Origin of the sequence: Kitasatospora sp. NBC_00240, from assembly GCF_026342405.1 — a bacterium.
Lineage (GTDB): Bacteria > Actinomycetota > Actinomycetes > Streptomycetales > Streptomycetaceae > Kitasatospora.
Window position 1 is genome coordinate 5570150 of sequence record NZ_JAPEMU010000001.1, and the last position, 18219, is coordinate 5588368.

At 72.9% G+C, this 18219-nt stretch carries 17 protein-coding genes; 11 read left to right on the forward strand and 6 right to left on the reverse strand.

The annotated features are described in order from the left end of the window. Positions 1–242 precede the first annotated feature (242 nt). Positions 243–1559, forward strand: coding sequence for a hypothetical protein (locus OG689_RS23685; protein ID WP_266322913.1), 1317 nt, complete (start codon positions 243–245; stop codon positions 1557–1559). 562 nt (positions 1560–2121) lie between these two features. Here the strand turns inward: OG689_RS23685 and OG689_RS23690 are convergent. After that, positions 2122–2610 carry a hypothetical protein gene (locus tag OG689_RS23690; RefSeq protein WP_073924424.1) on the reverse strand — a complete coding sequence of 163 codons (489 nt, stop codon included), beginning with the start codon at positions 2608–2610 and terminating at the stop codon, positions 2122–2124. Positions 2611–3070: 460 nt separating this feature from the next. Between OG689_RS23690 and hemL the strand changes: the two genes are divergently transcribed. The 9 genes from hemL (at position 3071) to OG689_RS23735 (ending at position 12188) form a co-directional block, all read left to right on the forward strand. Beyond that, positions 3071–4396: a glutamate-1-semialdehyde 2,1-aminomutase gene (gene hemL, locus OG689_RS23695; RefSeq protein WP_266322914.1), complete on the forward strand. Its 1326-nt coding sequence runs from the start codon at positions 3071–3073 to the stop codon at positions 4394–4396. A gap of 185 nt (positions 4397–4581) precedes the next feature. Then, on the forward strand, positions 4582–5229 hold the full coding sequence (locus OG689_RS23700; RefSeq protein WP_073924755.1) for a histidine phosphatase family protein: 648 nt from the start codon (positions 4582–4584) through the stop codon (positions 5227–5229). Between the two features lie 223 nt (positions 5230–5452). Further along, on the forward strand, positions 5453–6061 hold the full coding sequence (locus tag OG689_RS23705; RefSeq protein WP_266322915.1) for a TlpA disulfide reductase family protein: 609 nt from the start codon (positions 5453–5455) through the stop codon (positions 6059–6061). Beyond that, positions 6058–6834, forward strand: coding sequence for a cytochrome c biogenesis protein CcdA (locus tag OG689_RS23710; RefSeq protein ID WP_266322917.1), 777 nt, complete (start codon positions 6058–6060; stop codon positions 6832–6834). Before OG689_RS23705 ends, OG689_RS23710 begins: the two co-directional genes overlap by 4 nt. Before the next feature lie 2 nt (positions 6835–6836). Continuing rightward, positions 6837–8588 (forward strand): cytochrome c biogenesis protein ResB, encoded by a 1752-nt coding sequence (locus OG689_RS23715; protein WP_266322918.1) that lies wholly within the window; start codon positions 6837–6839, stop codon positions 8586–8588. A gap of 3 nt (positions 8589–8591) precedes the next feature. After that, positions 8592–9734: a c-type cytochrome biogenesis protein CcsB gene (ccsB, locus tag OG689_RS23720; protein WP_266322919.1), complete on the forward strand. Its 1143-nt coding sequence runs from the start codon at positions 8592–8594 to the stop codon at positions 9732–9734. A 104-nt stretch (positions 9735–9838) separates the two neighbouring features. After that, positions 9839–10453 carry a hypothetical protein gene (locus OG689_RS23725; protein WP_266322920.1) on the forward strand — a complete coding sequence of 205 codons (615 nt, stop codon included), beginning with the start codon at positions 9839–9841 and terminating at the stop codon, positions 10451–10453. 48 nt (positions 10454–10501) lie between these two features. Then, positions 10502–10954 carry a hypothetical protein gene (locus OG689_RS23730; RefSeq protein ID WP_266322921.1) on the forward strand — a complete coding sequence of 151 codons (453 nt, stop codon included), beginning with the start codon at positions 10502–10504 and terminating at the stop codon, positions 10952–10954. Positions 10955–11108: 154 nt separating this feature from the next. Next, positions 11109–12188, forward strand: a complete 1080-nt coding sequence (locus tag OG689_RS23735; RefSeq protein ID WP_266322922.1) for an NAD(P)-dependent oxidoreductase — start codon at positions 11109–11111, stop codon at positions 12186–12188. A 33-nt stretch (positions 12189–12221) separates the two neighbouring features. On the opposite strand, the gene OG689_RS23740 is transcribed toward OG689_RS23735, so the two are convergent. After that, entirely contained in the window at positions 12222–13259 is a 1038-nt protein-coding gene (locus OG689_RS23740) for a ScbA/BarX family gamma-butyrolactone biosynthesis protein (protein ID WP_266322923.1), read from the reverse strand. 402 nt (positions 13260–13661) lie between these two features. Between OG689_RS23740 and OG689_RS23745 the strand changes: the two genes are divergently transcribed. Continuing rightward, complete coding sequence (locus OG689_RS23745) at positions 13662–14483, forward strand: ScbR family autoregulator-binding transcription factor (RefSeq protein ID WP_266322924.1); 822 nt, start codon at positions 13662–13664, stop codon at positions 14481–14483. On the opposite strand, the gene OG689_RS23750 is transcribed toward OG689_RS23745, so the two are convergent. The 4 genes from OG689_RS23750 to OG689_RS23765 form a co-directional block, all read right to left on the reverse strand. Next, positions 14426–15088 carry a ScbR family autoregulator-binding transcription factor gene (locus OG689_RS23750; RefSeq protein ID WP_266322925.1) on the reverse strand — a complete coding sequence of 221 codons (663 nt, stop codon included), beginning with the start codon at positions 15086–15088 and terminating at the stop codon, positions 14426–14428. The genes OG689_RS23745 and OG689_RS23750 overlap by 58 nt on opposite strands. Before the next feature lie 302 nt (positions 15089–15390). Beyond that, positions 15391–15600, reverse strand: a complete 210-nt coding sequence (locus tag OG689_RS23755; RefSeq protein WP_266322926.1) for an acyl-CoA carboxylase subunit epsilon — start codon at positions 15598–15600, stop codon at positions 15391–15393. 157 nt (positions 15601–15757) lie between these two features. After that, on the reverse strand, positions 15758–17359 hold the full coding sequence (locus tag OG689_RS23760) for an acyl-CoA carboxylase subunit beta (protein WP_266322927.1): 1602 nt from the start codon (positions 17357–17359) through the stop codon (positions 15758–15760). Positions 17360–17799: 440 nt separating this feature from the next. Beyond that, positions 17800–18219: a PLD nuclease N-terminal domain-containing protein gene (locus tag OG689_RS23765; RefSeq protein WP_266322928.1), complete on the reverse strand. Its 420-nt coding sequence runs from the start codon at positions 18217–18219 to the stop codon at positions 17800–17802.

The following is an 18219-nucleotide window of genomic DNA, read 5'->3' on the forward strand; positions in this document are numbered from 1 at the left end:
GGCAGCCGGCCGGGCGCATGCCCTCGCTCGCCCTCAGCCCGTCGCCCCGATCACGGCGGCGACGGGCCCCGGCAGCGGGTACGGCAGCTCGGCCGGCGCTCCCCGGCCGCCGGCGCTCCCCGGCCGCCGGCGCCCGGGGCGCCGGGGCAGGCCCCCGCGGGCAGCGGCAGGCCGTGCCGTAGGCTCGCCCGGCAGCTTGCGTACACAGCGGCGGTCCTCGGCGGGGGCGGAGTCAGGGTTCCATGAGCACAACACCGATCAGCGCGTCGCCCGAGGCGTCCGGCGCGTTGGCGCACACGACGCCGTCGGCCGCCACCTCCACGGGCCCGCACCGCCCCGCGGACCTGCCCGAGGCATGGTCCGGTGCCCCGCGAGGGACGGCGCTACGCGCCCGGGCCGGCCGCTACGGCGCCGCGCTCGGTGTGTACGCGGCGGTGAAGGCGGCCGGGTTCGCCGTCTTCCTCGGCCTGCTCGTTTACGCGGACGACTACAGCGGCAAGGCCGCCGGGCGCGGCGGCGGTGCCCGGCCCTGGGACGTCCTGGGCAGCTGGGACGGCGTCTGGTACCAGCGGATCGCCCTCAGCGGGTACCACCCGCAGCTGATCCCGCTGCAGGGCTACCCGCACGCCACCCTGTACGAGAACTCGGCGGTGTTCTTCCCGCTCTACCCGTGGCTGATCCGGATCGTCTGTGCCTGCACCGGCCTCGGTACCTACGGCGCCGGGATGCTGGTCGCGGTGGTGGCGTCGTTCGCCGCGGCCGCCGGGATCTTCGCCGTCGCGGCCCGGCTCGGCGGGGTGCGGGCGGGCGTGATCGCGGCGGCGATCTGGGGCCTGTTCCCCGGCTCGGGCGTGGAGTGGGCGGTCTACTCGGACTCGCTGTTCGTGGCGCTCGCGGCCTGGTCCTGCCATTGCGTGATCACCCGGCGCTGGCTCACCGCTGGTCTGCTCGCCTTCACGGCGGGCCTGGGCCGCCCGACGGCCGCGGCGCTGATCGCCGCCGTCTCCCTCGCGGCGCTCGTTGCACTCGTACGGCGCACAGATGGCATCGTGCGCCCCCTGGTGGCCCTGCTGATCGCCCCGTGGGGCCTGCTCGGCTACATCGGCTGGGTCGGTTGGAAGGTCGGCGACCCGGCCGGCTACTTCCATCTCCAACGCGGCGCCTGGAACCGCTACTTCGACTTCGGCTCGGCCACCGCCCACAGCCTCCTGGACATCCTGGTCGGCCGCTGGCACGCCTGGCAGGTCAACCCCGTCCCCGACCTGATCGCGATCGCCCTGCTGATCGCCCTCCCCGGCCTGGTCGTCCTACTGCTGCGGACCCGTCCCCCGCTGGTCCTGGTCGTCTACACCGGGCTGACCATCGTCGCGGCGCTGGCCAGCAACCAGATATTCGACAACATCTCCCGCTACCTGCTGCCCGCCTTCCCGCTCTTCATCGGCCTGGCGGTCGCCCTGCGCCGGCACAGCTGGGCCACCCTGGCCGGGCTCCTCGCGCTCCCCGCCCTCGCCTCGGGCTGGTACGCGGGCTACGCCCTCTTCGAACTGGGCGTGCCGTAACCGGTGGCCCGTCCGGCCGCTCCGGCCGTCGAGGCGCCTGCGGGGTACCGGTGAGCAATGATTGACGTGGCGTCACCGCCATGGGTCGAACGGGCGCGGTGAGCCCACGGGTCGCGGCAGGTCCGCGGCTCCTTCGGTGCAGGTCCGCCTGGGACGGGTGCCGCCGGTCGGCCGGGCAGGCGAAGATCCGCAGCTCGCCGAAGCGTCCGACCACGATCTCCGTCCCGTCGTCGCTCGCGAGGGTGAACAGAAGAGCCGGCCACCGCCACCGCCACCATCGCCGAGGCCGGCAGCCCGAGGGCTCCTCGTCGTCCGGTACGGAGCAGGTCGGCCAGGGCTCGCCGGCCGGCCGGAGCGGCGGACCCCCATCGGACTGTCGCCCGCCCCCGGCTGCCCACGCCCGGCCGCCGAGGCTCGGCCGCCCACGCTCGGGAGTCGGCCGCACCGCCTCGCGGCCGCACGGCCCGAGCTCGGGCATCCGGCATCCGGCATCCGGCATCCGGCATCCGGGCCAGGATCTCCGTCACGGGGGACGCTGATCAACCAACTGCCAAGTGCCGGGTCAGGGCCACACCAGGCAGTACAGCTGGTGTCCCGCGTCGTGCAGCCGGTTCGCGAAGTCCTGCCACTCGTGCAGCATGCTGTAGATCACGAAGGCGTCGCGCGGACCGCGGCGGTCCGGGACGGTGGACCAGATGAAGGCGGCCGCGCCCAGTTCGGTCTCGTCGGCCTTGCGGAGCGGCTCGACGACGATCTGGGGCAGCTGGACGACCGCGTAGTCCGGGTGCAGGACGACGAGCTCCAGCGGTGGCACCTGGTGCAGCGGGACGCCCTGGATGCCGGTGAGGACCATCGCGCTCATGGTCTCCGGCTTGATCTTGGTGGAGAGATGCCCGTTGGGTGAGCCGCTGGTCTCCATCAGGTCGCCGAGGCGGCCGAGGGCGCCCAGCTCGCCGGCGTCGAGGCCGAGGCCGCCGGGGCCGAGCGCGGTGGGGACTCTGGCGGCGGTGGCGCGATCGGGTGCGCCGAAGTACTTGTAGGTCACCCCCACGCGTCCCTCACCCCGTCTTCCACTGCGACCTGCACCCGTACCCGCTCCCGTACCGCCGCTCGCGGCCCGCGCGGACCGTCGGGAGCCGCCCGCGATCTCGTCGTGGCCGTCCTGCGCCTCGGACACTCGGACCATCCTCACCGGAATTCGCCGGAATCGACAGACCCCCGCACGTCCGGTGTCCCTCCCGGACGTGCCCCTTACCCGTCAAGCGCCGTCGTACACGGCCGCCGTCGTACCGTCCAACCCGTTCACACCGTCGTACGTCACCACTGCCCGCGGCGGTGGCGACGTAAGCCCTGTGCAATGCATGTGCGCACAGTCTGACCGGTTCGGTCAAGGCAGCAGTCGGCGCCCCTGCTGTACGGACAACCGTACAGACAACGGCACACGGATCATCGTTCCAGATGATCGGGTCCGACATGCAGAGGTGAAGGACACGATTTGAGACCATGTGCGAGTGAGCTACCCCTACGAAGCACCTCAGTCCCAGTCGCTGTTCGACCGCGCCTCGGTCGTCACCCCCGGTGGCGTCAACTCCCCGGTGCGCGCCTTCCGCGCGGTCGGCGGCACGCCGCGCTTCATGGTGTCCGGAAACGGCCCCTACCTCACCGACGCCGACGGCCGTGAGTACGTCGACCTGGTGTGCTCGTGGGGACCGATGATCCTGGGCCACGCGCACCCGGCGGTGATCGACGCCGTGCGGTCCGCGGTCACCCGGGGCACCTCCTTCGGTACGCCGGGGCAGGGCGAGGTGGAGCTGGCCGAGGAGATCGTCGACCGGATCGCGCCGGTCGAGCAGGTCCGCCTGGTGTCCTCCGGCACCGAGGCGACCATGTCGGCGATCCGGCTGGCCCGCGGTTTCACCGGCCGCGCCAAGGTGGTGAAGTTCGCCGGCTGTTACCACGGTCACGTGGACGCGCTGCTGGCCGCCGCCGGCTCGGGCGTTGCGACCTTCGGCCTGCCGGACACCCCGGGCGTCACCGGGGCCCAGGCCGGCGACACCATCGTGCTGCCGTACAACGACCTGGCCGCGGTCGAGGCGGCCTTCGCCGCGAACCCGGGCGAGATCGCCTGCGTGATCACCGAGGCCTCGCCCGGCAACATGGGCGTCGTCCCGCCGCTGCCCGGTTTCAACGGCGGCCTGGCCCGGCTCTGCCGGGAGAACGGCGCGCTGTTCATCTCGGACGAGGTGATGACCGGCTTCCGCGTCTCCAAGGCCGGCTGGTACGGCCTGGAGGCCGCGAACGAGGGCTGGGCGCCGGACCTGCTCACCTTCGGCAAGGTGATGGGCGGCGGATTCCCGGCGGCGGCCTTCGGCGGCCGGGCCGACGTGATGGGCCACCTGGCCCCCGCCGGGCCGGTCTACCAGGCGGGCACGCTGTCGGGGAACCCGGTCGCCACCGCGGCGGGCCTGGCCCAGCTGCGCGGCTGCACCGACGAGGTGTACGCGACCGTGGACCGGGTGGCGGCCGAGGTGTCCGGCCTGGTCTCGGACGCGCTGGCGAAGGAGGGCGTGGCCCACCGCCTGCAGACGGCCGGGAACATGTTCTCGGTGTTCTTCACCGACCGGCCGGTGACCGACTACGACCAGGCGAAGACCCAGGAGGCGTACCGCTTCAACGGCTTCTTCCACTCGATGCTCGCGCAGGGCGTCTACCTGCCGCCGTCGGCCTTCGAGTCCTGGTTCGTCTCGGCGTCCCACGACGAGCGGGCGATCGAGCGGATCGCCGCCGCCCTGCCGGCCGCCGCCCGCGCGGCCGCCGAGGCCCGGCCGGCCGCCTGACCCGCCGACCGTACGGCCCCGCCGGTGCCGGATCCGCCCTCGGACCCGGCACCGCGGACCTCGCACCACCGGGACCCGCCCACCGGGGCCCGAACACCCGGACCCCAACACCCGGACCCCAACCACTCAGCAGCCCGCCAGGAGAACTTGAAGTGAGCGCCAAAGAGATCACCGTCGTGCACCTCATGCGGCACGGTGAGGTGCACAACCCGGAGGGCATCCTGTACGGCCGCCTGCCGGACTACCACCTGTCCGAGCTCGGCCGGCAGATGGCCGACCGGGTCGCCGAGGACCTGGCCGGGCGGGACATCACCCACGTGGTGGCGTCCCCGCTGGAGCGGGCCCAGGAGACCGCCGAGCCGATCGGCAAGTCGCACGGCCTGGACGTCGCGGTCGACGAGCGGCTGATCGAGGCCGACAACATCTTCCAGGGCAAGACCTTCGGGGTGGGCGACGGCTCGCTGCGCAACCCCTCGTACTGGAAGTACCTGACCAACCCGTTCCAGCCGTCCTGGGGCGAGCCGTACATCGAGCAGGCGGTGCGGATGATGGGCGCGCTGGCCGCCGCCCGGGACGCGGCGCGCGGGCACGAGGCGGTCTGCGTCAGCCACCAGCTGCCGATCTGGACGGTCCGCTCGTTCGTGGAGAAGCGCCGGCTGTGGCACGACCCGCGCCGCCGCCAGTGCTCGCTGGCCTCGCTGACCAGCTTCACCTACGAGGGCGACCGGATCGTGTCGGTCGGCTACCGCGAGCCGGCCCGCGACCTGCTGCCGGCGCACCTGGTGGGCAAGGGCGGCAAGGGCAAGCCGGTCGGCAAGAGCTTCGGCGCCTGACGCGGGCGGGCCCGGGGGAGTGACCGCGCTCACCCGGGCCCGTGCCGCTCCCGGGCCCGTACGCGTACCGCCCCCGGGCGCCGCGGCGCCCGGCCCCGGCGGATAAGCGATTCGGGGCCGGAGCGTCCAGCCGCGCCTTGGCGCAGCCGCAGGTCAGGGGCGGTTCGACACGCTAGGTCGGACCCCGCGAAACCTGCCCGGAGTCCCATGCGAAACTTTTCACATGTCTGGCACGACGCGTCCCCGCCTCCGTCTCGCCGCAGCCGTAGCCGCCGCTGCCGCGCTCGTCCTCACCGGTTGCTCGTCGTCCGGGTCTTCAGGCAGCGGTGACGCGCAGACCGGCTTCATCGTCGGCAAGGGCGGCGCGCCGGACACCGCCGCCGCCGGCCACCGCAAGGACGCGCCGGACATCTCCGGCACCACCCTGGAAGGTGCCAAGGTCGCGCTCTCGGACTACCGGGGCAAGGTCGTGGTGCTGAACATCTGGGGCTCCTGGTGCAACCCGTGCCGCGCCGAGGCCCCCAACCTCCAGTCGGTCTGGAACACCTACAAGGACCAGGGCGTCCAGTTCCTCGGCATCAACACCCGGGACATCGACCCGGCGAACGCCGTCCGCTTCGAGCAGGAGAAGGGCGTCACCTTCCCCAGCCTGTACGACCCGGACGGCACCCAGATCCTCAAGTTCCCCAAGGGCAGCCTCAACCCGCAGTCGATCCCGACCACCCTGGTGATCGACCGCGACGGCAAGCTGGCGGCCCGGGCGATGCGGGCGCTGGAGGCCGAGGACATCGAGGCGATGCTGAAGCCCGTGCTGGCGGAGCAGAAGAGTTGAGTGCCACCCTGATCGCGCTGGGCGGCGCCTCCGGCACCGTCGAGAGCGGCGCCATCCTGCTGGCCGTGCCGGTGGCGCTGGCGGCCGGTCTGGTCTCGTTCTTCTCACCGTGCGTGCTGCCGCTGGTGCCGGGCTACCTCTCGTACGTCACCGGCTTCTCCGCCGCCGACCTCGCCGACGCGCGCGGCGCCCGGCGCGGCCGGATGCTGCTCGGCTCGGTGCTGTTCATCCTCGGCTTCACGGCGGTGTTCGTCTCCACCGGCGCGCTGTTCGGCTACTTCGGGCAGACCCTGCAGGAGCACCGCCGGGCGATCGGCGTGGTGCTCGGCTCGCTGACCGTCGTGATGGGCCTGGCCTTCATGGGCCTGGTGCCCGGTCTGAGCATGCGCGAGATGCGCTCGCACCGCCGCCCGGCGATCGGCCTGGCGGGGGCGCCGCTGCTGGGTGTCGTCTTCGGGGTCGGCTGGACCCCGTGCATCGGCCCGACCCTCGGCACCATCCTGTCGCTCTCCACCAGCGAGGCGGACGCCGGCCGCGCCGCGCTGCTGATGACCGTCTACTGCCTGGGGCTGGGCGTACCGTTCATCCTGGCCGCGCTGGCCTTCCGCCGGGCGCTGGGCGCCTTCGGCTGGGTCAAGCGGCACTACCCGCTGGTGATGCGGATCGGCGGCGGCATGCTGGTCGCCGTCGGGCTGCTGCTGGTCACCGGGGTCTGGGACTCGCTGGTGCAGCAGATGCAGGTCCTGACCGCCGACTTCTCGATCGGAATCTGAGCGTGAGCAACACCGACACCGACACCGGGGTCAGCCGGCCCGACGAGGACGAGCGGACGGCGGAGCGCCTCACCAGCGCCCCCGCCGAGTCGGACGGTCCGGCCGGCATAGGGGCGTTCGGCTGGCTGCGCTGGACGTGGCGCCAGCTGACCTCGATGCGGGTCGCGCTGATCCTGCTCTTCCTGCTCTCGCTGGCGGCCGTCCCCGGCTCGCTGATCCCGCAGAACGGCCAGAACGCCTTCAAGGTGCAGGCCTGGAAGGCGGCGCACACCACGGCCGCGCCGATCTACCAGAAGCTCCAGCTGTTCGACGTGTACAGCTCGGTCTGGTTCTCGGCGATCTACATCCTGCTGTTCGTCTCGCTGGCCGGCTGCATCATCCCGCGGACCTGGCAGTTCGTCGGGGTGCTGCGCGCGCAGCCGCCGGCCGCGCCGCGCAACCTGACCCGGATGCCGGTGTACGCGGCCTGGCGCACCGACGCGGACGCCGTGACGGTGAACGCGGCCGCGCACCGGCTGCTGCGCCGGCGGCGGTTCCGGGCGAACCTGGCCGGCGGCTCGGTGGCGTCCGAGAAGGGCTACCTGCGCGAGGTCGGCAACCTGCTCTTCCACCTGTCGCTGTTCGCGCTGCTGGCCGGCTTCGCCTGGGCGAGCCTGGCCAGCGGCCAGGGCGGCAAGCTGGTGATCGAGGGCCAGGGCTACTCCAACACCATGACGCAGCTGGACGACTTCAAGGGCACGGCCTTCTACGGCTCGGACGACCTGGACTCGTTCGGCTTCAAGCTCGACAACTTCACCTCCCGCTTCCAGACCAGCGGCGACCAGGTCGGCAGTGCCCGCGAGTTCACCGCGCACATCCGGTACTGGAAGGGCAGCGACGACTCGAAGCTGACCAAGGGCGACATCGAGGTCAACCACCCGCTGGAGATCGGCGACAGCAAGGTCTTCCTGATCGGCCACGGCTACGCGCCGGTGGTGACGGTGAAGAACGCCAAGGGCGAGGTGGTCTACTCGGGCCCGACCGCGTTCCTGCCGCAGGACAGCAACCTGACCTCCACCGGTGTGGTCAAGGTGTCCGACTACGGCTTCAGTGAGAAGGACGACAAGAAGGTCAAGATGGCCTTCCAGGGCTTCTTCCTGCCGACCGCGCCGGCCAACTTCGACATGAGCACCGGCCCGCGCTCGCTCTTCCCCGGTGACGCGGACCCGCTGCTGGTGCTCAACGCGTACGTCGGCCCGGCCGGCGACTCCGGCCTGCCGGAGAACGTCTACCAGCTGGACAGCCGGGGCATGACCCAGCTCACCCAGGACGGCCAGATCGCCAAGGTGAAGCTGAAGCCGGGCCAGGGCTGGACCCTGCCGGACAACTACGGGACCGTCACCTTCGACGGCTACAAGCAGTGGGCCAGCTTCAACGTGTCCCACCGCCCGGGCAACGCGGTCGCCCTGACCGGCGCGGTGTGCGCGATCCTCGGCCTGATCGGCTCGCTGTTCGTGCAGCGCCGCCGGATCTGGGTGCGGGCGGTCGCCATGCCGGACGGCACCACCCTGGTCGAACTCGCCGGGCTGGCCCGCAGCGAGTCCGCGAAGATCGCCGAGGAGCTGGCCGAACTCGCGGTCGACCTCCAGGACGACGCCCCGGCGCTCGACGAGCCCGCCTCCGACGAGCCGCGGCCGGATCGGGCCGAGGCCGGATCCGCACCCGACGCAACCCCAGACCCCGCAGTCCCTGCCGACCCGCACTCCAAGGAGTAGACGGTGCATCTCGCCTCGGCGGTCGACCCCAGCCTGGCCGACCTCTCCAACAAGCTCATCTACTCGGCCATGGCCGTGTACCTCTTCGGCATGTTCGCCTACATGTTCGAGTGGACCTTCGGCAGCAAGGGCGCGGTCGCCGTCCGCTCCTCCGAGCAGTCCAGCCTCGCCGAGACGGTGGCCGCGGCCGCCGTCGGCACGCCCGCGAAGGCGGCCAAGAAGGTCACCGTCACGGTGGCCGCGGCCGGCGGCGGCACCACCACGCTGACCCGCACCGCCCTCGCGGGCGAGGGCGCGACGGTCGTCACCAGCGGCCGCGAGGAGGGCGAGGAGGCCGACGGCCCGGGCGCGGCCGGCGGCAGCGAGAAGGCCGACCTGGCCGGGCGCATCGCCATCTCGCTCACCGTCCTCGGTGCGCTGCTGCACGCGGGCGGGGTGATCGCCCGAGGCCTGTCGGTGACCCGCTGGCCGTGGGGCAACATGTACGAGTTCTCGTGCGCCTTCGCGCTCACCATGGTGCTGGCCTTCCTGGCCCTGCTGGCGGCGAAGAAGCAGGCCCGCTGGCTCGGCCTGCCGGTGATGGTGGCCGGTCTGCTGACCCTGGGCGTGGCGACCACCGTGCTCTACACCGACTCCGAGCAGCTCGTCCCGGCCCTGCACTCGTACTGGCTGGCCATCCACGTCTCCACCGCGATCATCTGCGGCGGCGCGTTCTACGCGGCCTTCATCACCACCGCGCTCTACCTCGGCAAGGACTCGTACGACAAGCGGATCGCGGCCGGGCTGACCACCGGCCCGCTGCGCACCTCGGCCTCGGTCTGGCAGCGGCTGCCCGCCGCGTCCACCCTGGACAAGCTCTCGTACCGGATCAACGCCCTGGTCTTCCCGCTCTGGACCTTCACCATCATCGCGGGCGCGATCTGGGCCGAGGCCGCCTGGGGCAAGTACTGGGAGTGGGACCCGAAGGAGACGTGGTCCTTCATCACCTGGGTCGCCTACGCCTGCTACCTGCACGCCCGCGCCACCGCCGGGTGGAAGGGGCGCAAGGCGGCCTACCTGGCGCTGGCGGCCTTCGCCTGCTGGCTCTTCAACTACTACGGCGTCAACATCTTCGTCACGGGCAAGCACTCGTACGCGGGCGTCTGACGGCCGACCGGTTCGCACGGCCCGGTGCTCCGCAGGGGGAGGAAGCCGGGCCGTCGTCCTGAGCACCACGCTCCACCGCATCGCATTCTCAGGGGAGGGGACCGATGGCCGAGAACCGGGCGCGCTGTCCCGGCTGTGACCGCGCCGACGCGGTGACGACCGTCCGGGCGGCGTACGCCGACCACGAGTGGGCGGCCGGCGAGCCGTTCCGGCAGGCGGTGGCGCCGCCGGAGGCGGCCGGACCGCCGCCCCGGTGGGACCTCGGCGGGGCCGTCCCGGTGCTCGCGGTGTTCGGCGGCCTGCTGCTGGTCGGCGGGGTGAACACGGCGGCCTCGGACGGGATCGACGTCAGCAGCTCCTACCAGCTGGGCCGGGCCTTCAGCGGGTTCGTCCTGCCGGTGCTCCTGCTGGCCGCCGCCGGGGCCCGGTACCTGGTGCTGACCCTGCGGCACCGGGAGCGGCTGGCCGTCCACGCCTGGGAGACCGGGGTCGGGCAACGCCGTGCCGCGGTCTGGGAGGCGGCGCTGCTCTGCCGCCGGTGCGAGGCCGCGTTCTTCCCCGACGGGGTGCTGCGGCCGGACTTCCCGGCCTCGCCCCTGATCCCGCCGGCGTCCTTCCCGCTGATGGTCGCCACCATGGCCGAACGGGCCTACGGCGGGGTGCCGGTGCCGGTGCCGGTGAATGCGGTGGCCGCCGGGCCGCCGGCGCGGCCGTCCTGACGCTGCCGGGGGCGGTGTCCGGATATATGACAGTTTGTGGCAGGGTATGTGTCAGGCATCTGGGCCTGGCACGGGAGCGTCGAGGAGGACCGCGCAATGGAGTGCGACGAGGTCATGGTGACCGTCCGAATCACCGCCGCCGAGCGAACGCTGCTCCGCAGGCTCGCACAAGGGCACCACAGCGATCTGTCCGAGGTGGTGGCGGACGGCCTGCTGGACGTCATCCCCACCCTGCAGAGCCCGGCGGACGCGTACCGGCTGCTGGCCGCCCTGGCCGCCCCCGCGCCCTGCGCCCTGACGGTCTGGCTGCCCACCCCGCTGGCCGATCTGCTCGTCCCCGGCGCGGCCCGGGTGGCCCAGGTCACCGGGGTGCGGATCGGCTCCGCCAGCGCCATGCTGGGGGCCACCCTGCGGCTCTGGCTCACCCAGGACCCGAACCGGCTCGCCGCCAACCTCAGCGTGATGCACGCGGGCCGTCCCGCGGCCCTGGCCGCGGCCTGACCGGCCGACCCTGCCGCCCCGGGCCCGGACGGCCCCCGCCCCGACCTGACGGGCCGTCCTGGCCCTTCCGGGCGACCGGACCGTCCCGACCGGACCGTCCGACCGACCTGACCCGACGGGCCGCCCGGCGGCGGAGAGCGAGAGGCGTACGCCGATGGGAAGCACCGCCCGGACCGTCCTGCTGACCGGAGTAGCCGGCTTCACCGGCGGCTGGACGGCCCGCGAGCTCCGCCGAGCCCTGCACCGGGCGGACGCGGAGGCCTCGCGGCCGTCCGTCCTACGGCTGCTGACCCACCGGCGGCCGGTGCCGGACGGGGCCGATGCCGGGCCTGCGGCCGGGGCCCTGCCGCGGCCGGAGCACGCCCGGGGCGACCTCACCGATCGGGCCTCGCTGCGCGGCCTCTGCGACGGCGTGGACACCCTGGTGCACCTCGCCGTCCGGGTCGGCGAGGACGAGGAGGAGGCCCACGCGGTCAACGTGGAGGGCACCCGCAACCTGCTCGCCGAGGCCGGCCGCGCGGGAGTGCGCCGGATCGTCCAGCTGGGCACCGCGGCCGTCTACCGCGACGGCGCCCACCGGGGGGCCGCCGAGGGTGAGTTGGCAACCGGGCCGGTCTCGGTCACCAGCCGGACCCGGCTCGCGGGCGAGCAGCTCGTGCTCGCGGCCGGCGGTACGGTGCTGCGCCCGCACCTGATCTACGGGGCCGGGGACACCTGGTTCGTGCCGGCGCTGGCCCAGCTGATCCGCGGGCTGCCGCACTGGGTGGACGGTGGGCGGGCCAGGCTCTCGCTGGTCGCCGTCGACGACCTGGCCCGCGTCCTCGCCGCGCTCGCCGTCCGCCCGGGGCCGGACCTCGCGGCGGGCCCGGCCTCGAGCCCGGCAGAGGGTCCGGCAGAGGGTCCGGCAGGGCGGGTGCTGCACGCCGGCCACCCCGTCCCGGTCACCACGCGCGAGCTGGTCACCACCGTGGCCACCGCACTGGAACTCCCGCTGCCCGAAGGGGACATCAGCATGGCGCGGGCGCTGGAGCTGCTCGGCGGCGCCACTCCTGTCCGGGAGCGCCGGCTCTCGCTGCTGGCCGTCGACCACTGGTACGACAGCTCCCGGCTCTGGGCACCGGCCGGCTGCGACCCCGGCCCGGGCTTCGCCGCGCGGTTCGCGGACCACGCGCCCTGGTACCGCGCCGCCCTGGGCGTCGGCTCCGGCGCCGCACCCGTCGGCCGCCCGGGCTGAGCGCACCCGGCCGGGCCGCGGGGCGGCGCCCGGTCAGGAGGCGATCTGCAGGCCCTGGCCGCGGGAGTCCCGGAAGCCCGGGCCGTCGAGCAGCGCCGGCGCGTCCAGCAGCGCCGCGGCGGGGGCCAGCGGTGCGGTCACCAGGCGGCACTCGGCGGCGGTGCGGCCGTCCTGCTCCAGCGTCACCCGGACGGGCACCCGGCGCGGGTCCGATCCCGGCTCCAGCCAGGCCCGGACCATGCAGGGCCGGTCCAGCTCGATGTAGTGCTCGAAGCTGCTGATCGCCTCGACGGGTACCACCGGATCGGGGTGGCGCAGCCGCTGGGCCGCCTGGCGGGCGGCCTCCAGGACGAGCATGCCGGGGACGTGGTCGACCGGGTGGTCGAACAGCACCGGGTGCCGGGCGTCGGCCCGCAGCAGCCAGGTGCCGGGCTGGCGGGCCGGGGTCAGCACCACGTCCGAGGGGTTCTCCCGGCCGACCAGCGCAGGTGTGGTGGGGGTGCCGGGTCGCAACGGGGCAGGGTTGAGGCCGTCGCGTCCCCGCAGCCGCCGGTAGGCCTGCGGCGGGATCACCGAGACCTGCCCGGAGCCGTGGCCGAGGGGGCGTCCGTCGCGCTCGGCCTGGACCTCGACCCGCAGCGAGGCGAGCCGGCGGTGCCGCATCCGGACGTCCTGGCAGCTGACCCGGAGCATCAGCGAGGCCGGGCGGGCACCGATGGTGAGGCCGTCCGGGTCGACCGTGTAGGACAGGTCGTCCATCGCGAAGTGGTGGCCCTGCGGGACGCCGAACCCGACGTGCGAGATCAGCAGGCCGGCCTGGCGGATCGTTTCGGCCATCAGGACCGGGTCGTGCTGGGTGTCCCCGGGCAGCCGGTAGAAGCCGTGCGCGCGCGGCCACTGGGCGCCGAGCAGGAAGTCGTACGGGCCGGTGGCCTGCCAGCCGGTGAGGAAGACCTCGGAGACCGTGGTGCGGTGCACCAGGTGCCGGGAGACCGTCCGCTCGTGGAAGTCGTAGCCGGCGCTGGGTCCGGGATACGCCTCGTCCTCGCCCAGTTCTGCGATCAGCGGCATTTCCTTGCCCCACTCCCGGGAGTTGGTCGACGGGACCGCGAGCGGGCGGCCACGAGAAACATACAGACCACCCGGTTTCTCCTGCTGGCCGGGGGCCGTCCGGGCATGGGACAACTGTGGTGGGGTGCGGACCGGCAGCGCAAGGGCCGGACTCCACCGCCCGCTTCACGAAGACTACTGCGCAAGGGTTAGATTAGAAACCAACCATGCGGTTTAGATCGCCCTGCGGACGGGGGCGGGTGCGGGAGCGGGGCCTTGGTCGGGTGAACATCCGGGGCCGCGCCACCGCCCCCGGCGCGCCGGGCGACCCCGGATCGTCCGCGGAGGATCCGTGGGCGCCATCGGCCGGCGGCGGCGGTGGGTCGGGCTGTGCCATGCCGGTCGAGAGGGAGGGGACCTTCAGTGGTCAAGCAGGAGCGGGCGGGACGCACCAGGCAGGCCGTGCTGATGGCGGCGGCGAGGACGTTCGCGGACGCGGGCTACGAGTCGGCGAGTCTGGTCGACATCAGCCGCTCCGCCGGGGTCAGCAAGGGGGCCCTCTACTTCCACTTCGTGTCCAAGCAGGCGTTGGCCGAGGGGGTGCGGGCGGCCGCCCGCCGGGTCATCGCCACGGCGGTGCTGCGGGCCCGCCGCAGTGACGGACCGGCCGTGCAGGCCCTGCTCGACCTCGCCCACGAGCTGGCCCGGCTGCTCCGCGAGGACATCGTGGTCCGGGCCGGCGTGCTGCTGAGCCAGGGCACCCAGAGCGGCAGGCCGGCGCCGGGCGCGGCCGCCGCGGACCGGTGCGGCCCCTGGCACGACTGGACGGTGATGGTGCGTCGCCAGCTGGCGGTGGCCGAGGCCGCCGGCGAGCTGCGGCCGGGGGTCGGCCCCGAGGAGTCGGCCGAGCTGCTGACCGCGGTCGCGGCCGGTCTGGTGCTGCTGTCCTGGGCGGACGCCGGGGTGCTCCGCCCGGAGGCGGTGGCCACCGTGCTGGCCTCGGCGCTGCCCGCCCTGGTGCCGGCCGAACGGCGCGGGGACTACCGGACGGACGGGTCGGGGGTGTTCCCCCCGGCAGGCGTGCCGGCTCCGGCCGCCGAACCCGAGCCCGAGCCCGAACCCGATCCGGGCCCGGCCTGCGTGTTCGACCTCGGCTCCGGGTTCATCCCGGCGCCGGTCTTCGCGCCTCAGCCGGCGGCCGGGCTGGTGCCGGGGCTGGAGCCCTGCTCGGCGGCCTCCGGCTGAGGCGGGTGCACGGCCAGCCGGGCCAGCGCGTGCGGCTGGACCAGGCCGGGCAGCAGCAGGGTCCACAGGTCGGTCATCCGCTGGATCAGGTCCTGCCGGTCGGTCAGCACCTGCGAGGTGAGCTGGATCCCGGTCACGGCGCCGACGATCACGTCGGCCGCCCCTGCGGTGTCCAGTCCGGGGTGCAGCTCGCCCTTGTCCATCGCGTTCCGCAGCAGCAGGTGGGCCGCGTCGGACCAGCCGCGGTAGGCCATGGTCTGCGGCTGGGTGAAGGTGCCGTGCTCGATGGTGAGCCGGATGCTCCCGCGGACCAGCGGATCCCGCTGCAGGGCGTCGGCGAAGGCGTACCCGAGGTCGATCAGCGTCTGGACCGGGCTGTCCGAGGTGGGGACCCAGGACGCGAGCCAGGTGGACTGCTCCTCGATGACGGCCCGGGCCAGCTCCTCCTTGGAGCTGAAGTGGAAGTAGAGCGCGCCCTTGGTGACGGCCGCCTGCTCCAGGATCTCGGCCATCGTGGCACCGGCGTAGCCCCGTTTGTCGAACACGACGGCCGCGGCGCGGAGAACTGCCTGCCGGGTCGCCAGGGCGCGGGCCTGCCGAGCCATCGGAGCCTCCTAGGTGTCGTGGGTCCTCGCCGGCGTCCGGTCGGGGGCGGCGGGTCTCCCGGGGATCTGGGGAGGATAGCCGCAACCGCGCAGCTGGAATTGTACGGGGGCCAACTTCCCGTCGCCGGGCCGTCTTCGGGAATTCGCCCGGCCCGGGGTTCGGCCCGGCCCGCCAGGGTACGCGAACGGCCCCCGCGACGCCCGGGGGTCCGGGCCGAGGGGGCCGTTCGCTTGGTGCCGGTGCCGCAGGGGTGCGGGCGGCGTCGGCGGTGTTGACGGTACGGGTGGCGGGCCGGCGGCGGTTAGGCCGCCTGCTGCCAGCTGACCGGCGACCAGTACGGCTGGCGCCGCTCCAGACGCTTCCAGCCGGCCATCGGCTCGACCGGGGCGATGGCCGCGGCGGCCTGCTGGGCGGCGACCGCGCGGGCCATCAGCACGGCCGTCAGGGCGGCGAGTTCCTCGTCGTTCAGCGAGCCGCGGACGATGCGGACAAGAGGTTCGGAAGCGCTCATGGCCTTGGTTTCTCCCCCGTGCAGATTGCTGGATGGATGGTCGGAGTGCGGGCTCCCCGACCTGCGGGGAACTGTCGCGAGCTGCGCGAACGTGCGTCGAACCGGGTCGAACTGCTTCGTGCCACTGCGAACTGCGGCGGTGCACTGCGGTGATCCACTACATCGGCGGGTTGCCGTGCTTGCGGCTGGGCAGGTCGGCGTGCTTGGTGCGGAGCATGGCCAGGGAGGAGGCGAGCACGGCGCGGGTCTCGGCCGGGTCGATGACGTCGTCGACGAGGCCGCGCTCGGCCGCGTAGTACGGGTGCATCAGCTCGCTCCTGTACTCCTTGATCTTCTGCGCGCGCATCGCCTCGGGGTCGTCGGCGCCGTTGATGTCGCGGCGGAAGATGACGCCTGCGGCGCCCTCGGCGCCCATCACGGCGATCTCGTTGGTGGGCCAGGCGAAGGACAGGTCCGCGCCGATCGAGCGGGAGTCCATCACGATGTACGCGCCGCCGTAGGCCTTGCGCAGGATCAGCTGGATCCGCGGCACGGTGGCGTTGCAGTACGCGTAGAGCAGCTTGGCGCCGTGCCGGATGATGCCGTCGTGCTCCTGGTCGACGCCGGGCAGGAAGCCCGGCACGTCCAGCATGGTCACCAGCGGGATGTTGAAGGCGTCGCACATCTGGACGAAGCGGGCGGCCTTCTCGGAGGCGTTGATGTCCAGCACGCCGGCCAGCGACTGCGGCTGGTTGGCGATGATGCCGGTCACATGGCCGTCGATCCGGGCCAGCACGCACAGCACGTTGGTGGCCCAGCGCTCGTGGATCTCCAGGAACTCGCCGTGGTCGACGATCTCCTCGATCACCTTGCGCATGTCGTAGGGGCGGTTGCCGTCGGCGGGCACGAGGTCCAGCAGCGAGTCGTTGCGCCGGTCCACCGGGTCGTCGTTGACGCTGGCCGGCGGCATCTCACGGTTGTTCTGCGGCAGCAGCGACAGGAGGTAGCGGACCTCCTCGATGCAGCTCTGCTCGTCGTCGTAGGCGAAGTGCGACACACCGGAGACCGCGGAGTGGACGTCGGCGCCGCCGAGGCCGTTCTGGCTGATCTTCTCGCCGGTCACGGCCTGCACCACGTCCGGACCGGTGATGAACATCTGCGAGGTCTCGCGGACCATGAAGACGAAGTCGGTCAGCGCGGGGGAGTAGGCGGCGCCACCGGCGCACGGGCCGAGCATCACCGAGATCTGCGGGATGACGCCGGAGGCCCGGGTGTTGCGCTGGAAGATGCCGCCGTACCCGGCCAGCGCCGTGACACCCTCCTGGATCCGGGCACCGGCGCCGTCGTTCAGCGAGATCAGCGGGGCACCCGCCGCGATGGCCATGTCCATGATCTTGTGGATCTTCTGCGCATGGGCCTCACCCAGCGCGCCGCCGAAGATCCGGAAGTCGTGCGCGTACGTGAACACGGTCCGCCCGTGCACCGTGCCCCAACCGACGACCACACCATCGGTGTGCGGCTTCCTCGCCTCCAGACCGAAACCCGTCGCCCGGTGCCGACGCAACGGCTCCACCTCACGGAACGAACCCTCGTCCAGCAGCAGATCGATCCGCTCCCGAGCAGTCAGCTTCCCCTTCGCATGCTGCGCCTCGGTCGCCTGCTCACTCGGGCCGCTGCGCACCTTCTCGCGCAGTTCGTGCAGCTCGGCGACCCGCCCGCGGGCGTCGGCAGGGATCTCGGGGATCTCGTCACCGACCGGCGCCTCATGCACAACCGTCATCTCGAACCACTCCAAGGGTGAGGGAACTGTCCGACAGCCAACGTCTGCTGTGCCCCCGGCTGCGAATCACTTCTTCAGTTACCGACTCTACGAGGCTCGGCAGCTTGGTTTCGGCGTCGATTCCGTACAAGGTCGCGAGCGATTAGATGTCAGTCCTGAACAGAAAGGGGCCTCCTCGGGCCCGCCGGGCCGGTATCGGGGTGGTTTCGCCGGGCGGGTCTCGCCGGCCTTGGAGGAAGACGGGAAGGCGCAGGTCAGAGCCGCTTGTCCAGGGCCGTTCGGGGACGGATGGGGGGAGCCTCCGGCTCGGCCCGAGTGATCTGTGCATGTCGGAAGGCGCCGTCGTCCGGGCCGTCGACTCGTAGGGATGCGCCAAAAAAGCGGAAGCCCACCACAGGCTGTGCCGGGTGGGCTGTCCGAGGGAGCGGAGAGGAGCGGGGTCAGCCCCGGCCGCCGGTGTCCGGGTCGTCCTTGCCCCGCAGGTCCTCCTCGCGGCGGCGCAGGTCGGCCTCCCACTGCTTGAGCATGTCCTCGTGCTGCTTGTTGTCCTTCTTCAAGGACGCCAGGAACTCGGGGTCGTCGTCCGGGGCGGTGCTGCGGCCGGCCCGGGGCCGCTCGTACTCCGGGTAGCCGGCGGTGCCCGAGGGCCAGGCCGCCTGGCGGCGCTGCACGCCGGCCCGCTGCTTGCCCGCGACCAGCCAGGCGATCGGGCCGAGCAGGACCTCGCCGAAGAGCAGGATGATGATCACCCACACCACCTTGGGCAGGTGGCGGACCTCCTCCTCCGGCGTGGTGAGGCAGTCGATGAACGCCCAGATCCACAGGGCGAGCACGATCAGGAACGGAAGCATCCTCAGCAC

Bases quoted from the DNA above. Each gene is read 5' to 3' on its own strand.
- OG689_RS23685 (WP_266322913.1), top strand. From the start codon at position 243: ATGAGCACAACACCGATCAGCGCGTCGCCCGAGGCGTCCGGCGCGTTG.
- OG689_RS23700 (WP_073924755.1), top strand. From the start codon at position 4,582: ATGCGGCACGGTGAGGTGCACAACCCGGAGGGCATCCTGTACGGCCGC.
- OG689_RS23705 (WP_266322915.1), top strand. From the start codon at position 5,453: ATGTCTGGCACGACGCGTCCCCGCCTCCGTCTCGCCGCAGCCGTAGCC.
- OG689_RS23725 (WP_266322920.1), top strand. From the start codon at position 9,839: ATGGCCGAGAACCGGGCGCGCTGTCCCGGCTGTGACCGCGCCGACGCG.
- OG689_RS23735 (WP_266322922.1), top strand. From the start codon at position 11,109: ATGGGAAGCACCGCCCGGACCGTCCTGCTGACCGGAGTAGCCGGCTTC.
- OG689_RS23740 (WP_266322923.1), bottom strand. From the start codon at position 13,259: ATGCCGCTGATCGCAGAACTGGGCGAGGACGAGGCGTATCCCGGACCC.
- OG689_RS23750 (WP_266322925.1), bottom strand. From the start codon at position 15,088: ATGGCTCGGCAGGCCCGCGCCCTGGCGACCCGGCAGGCAGTTCTCCGC.
- OG689_RS23755 (WP_266322926.1), bottom strand. From the start codon at position 15,600: ATGAGCGCTTCCGAACCTCTTGTCCGCATCGTCCGCGGCTCGCTGAAC.
- OG689_RS23760 (WP_266322927.1), bottom strand. From the start codon at position 17,359: ATGACGGTTGTGCATGAGGCGCCGGTCGGTGACGAGATCCCCGAGATC.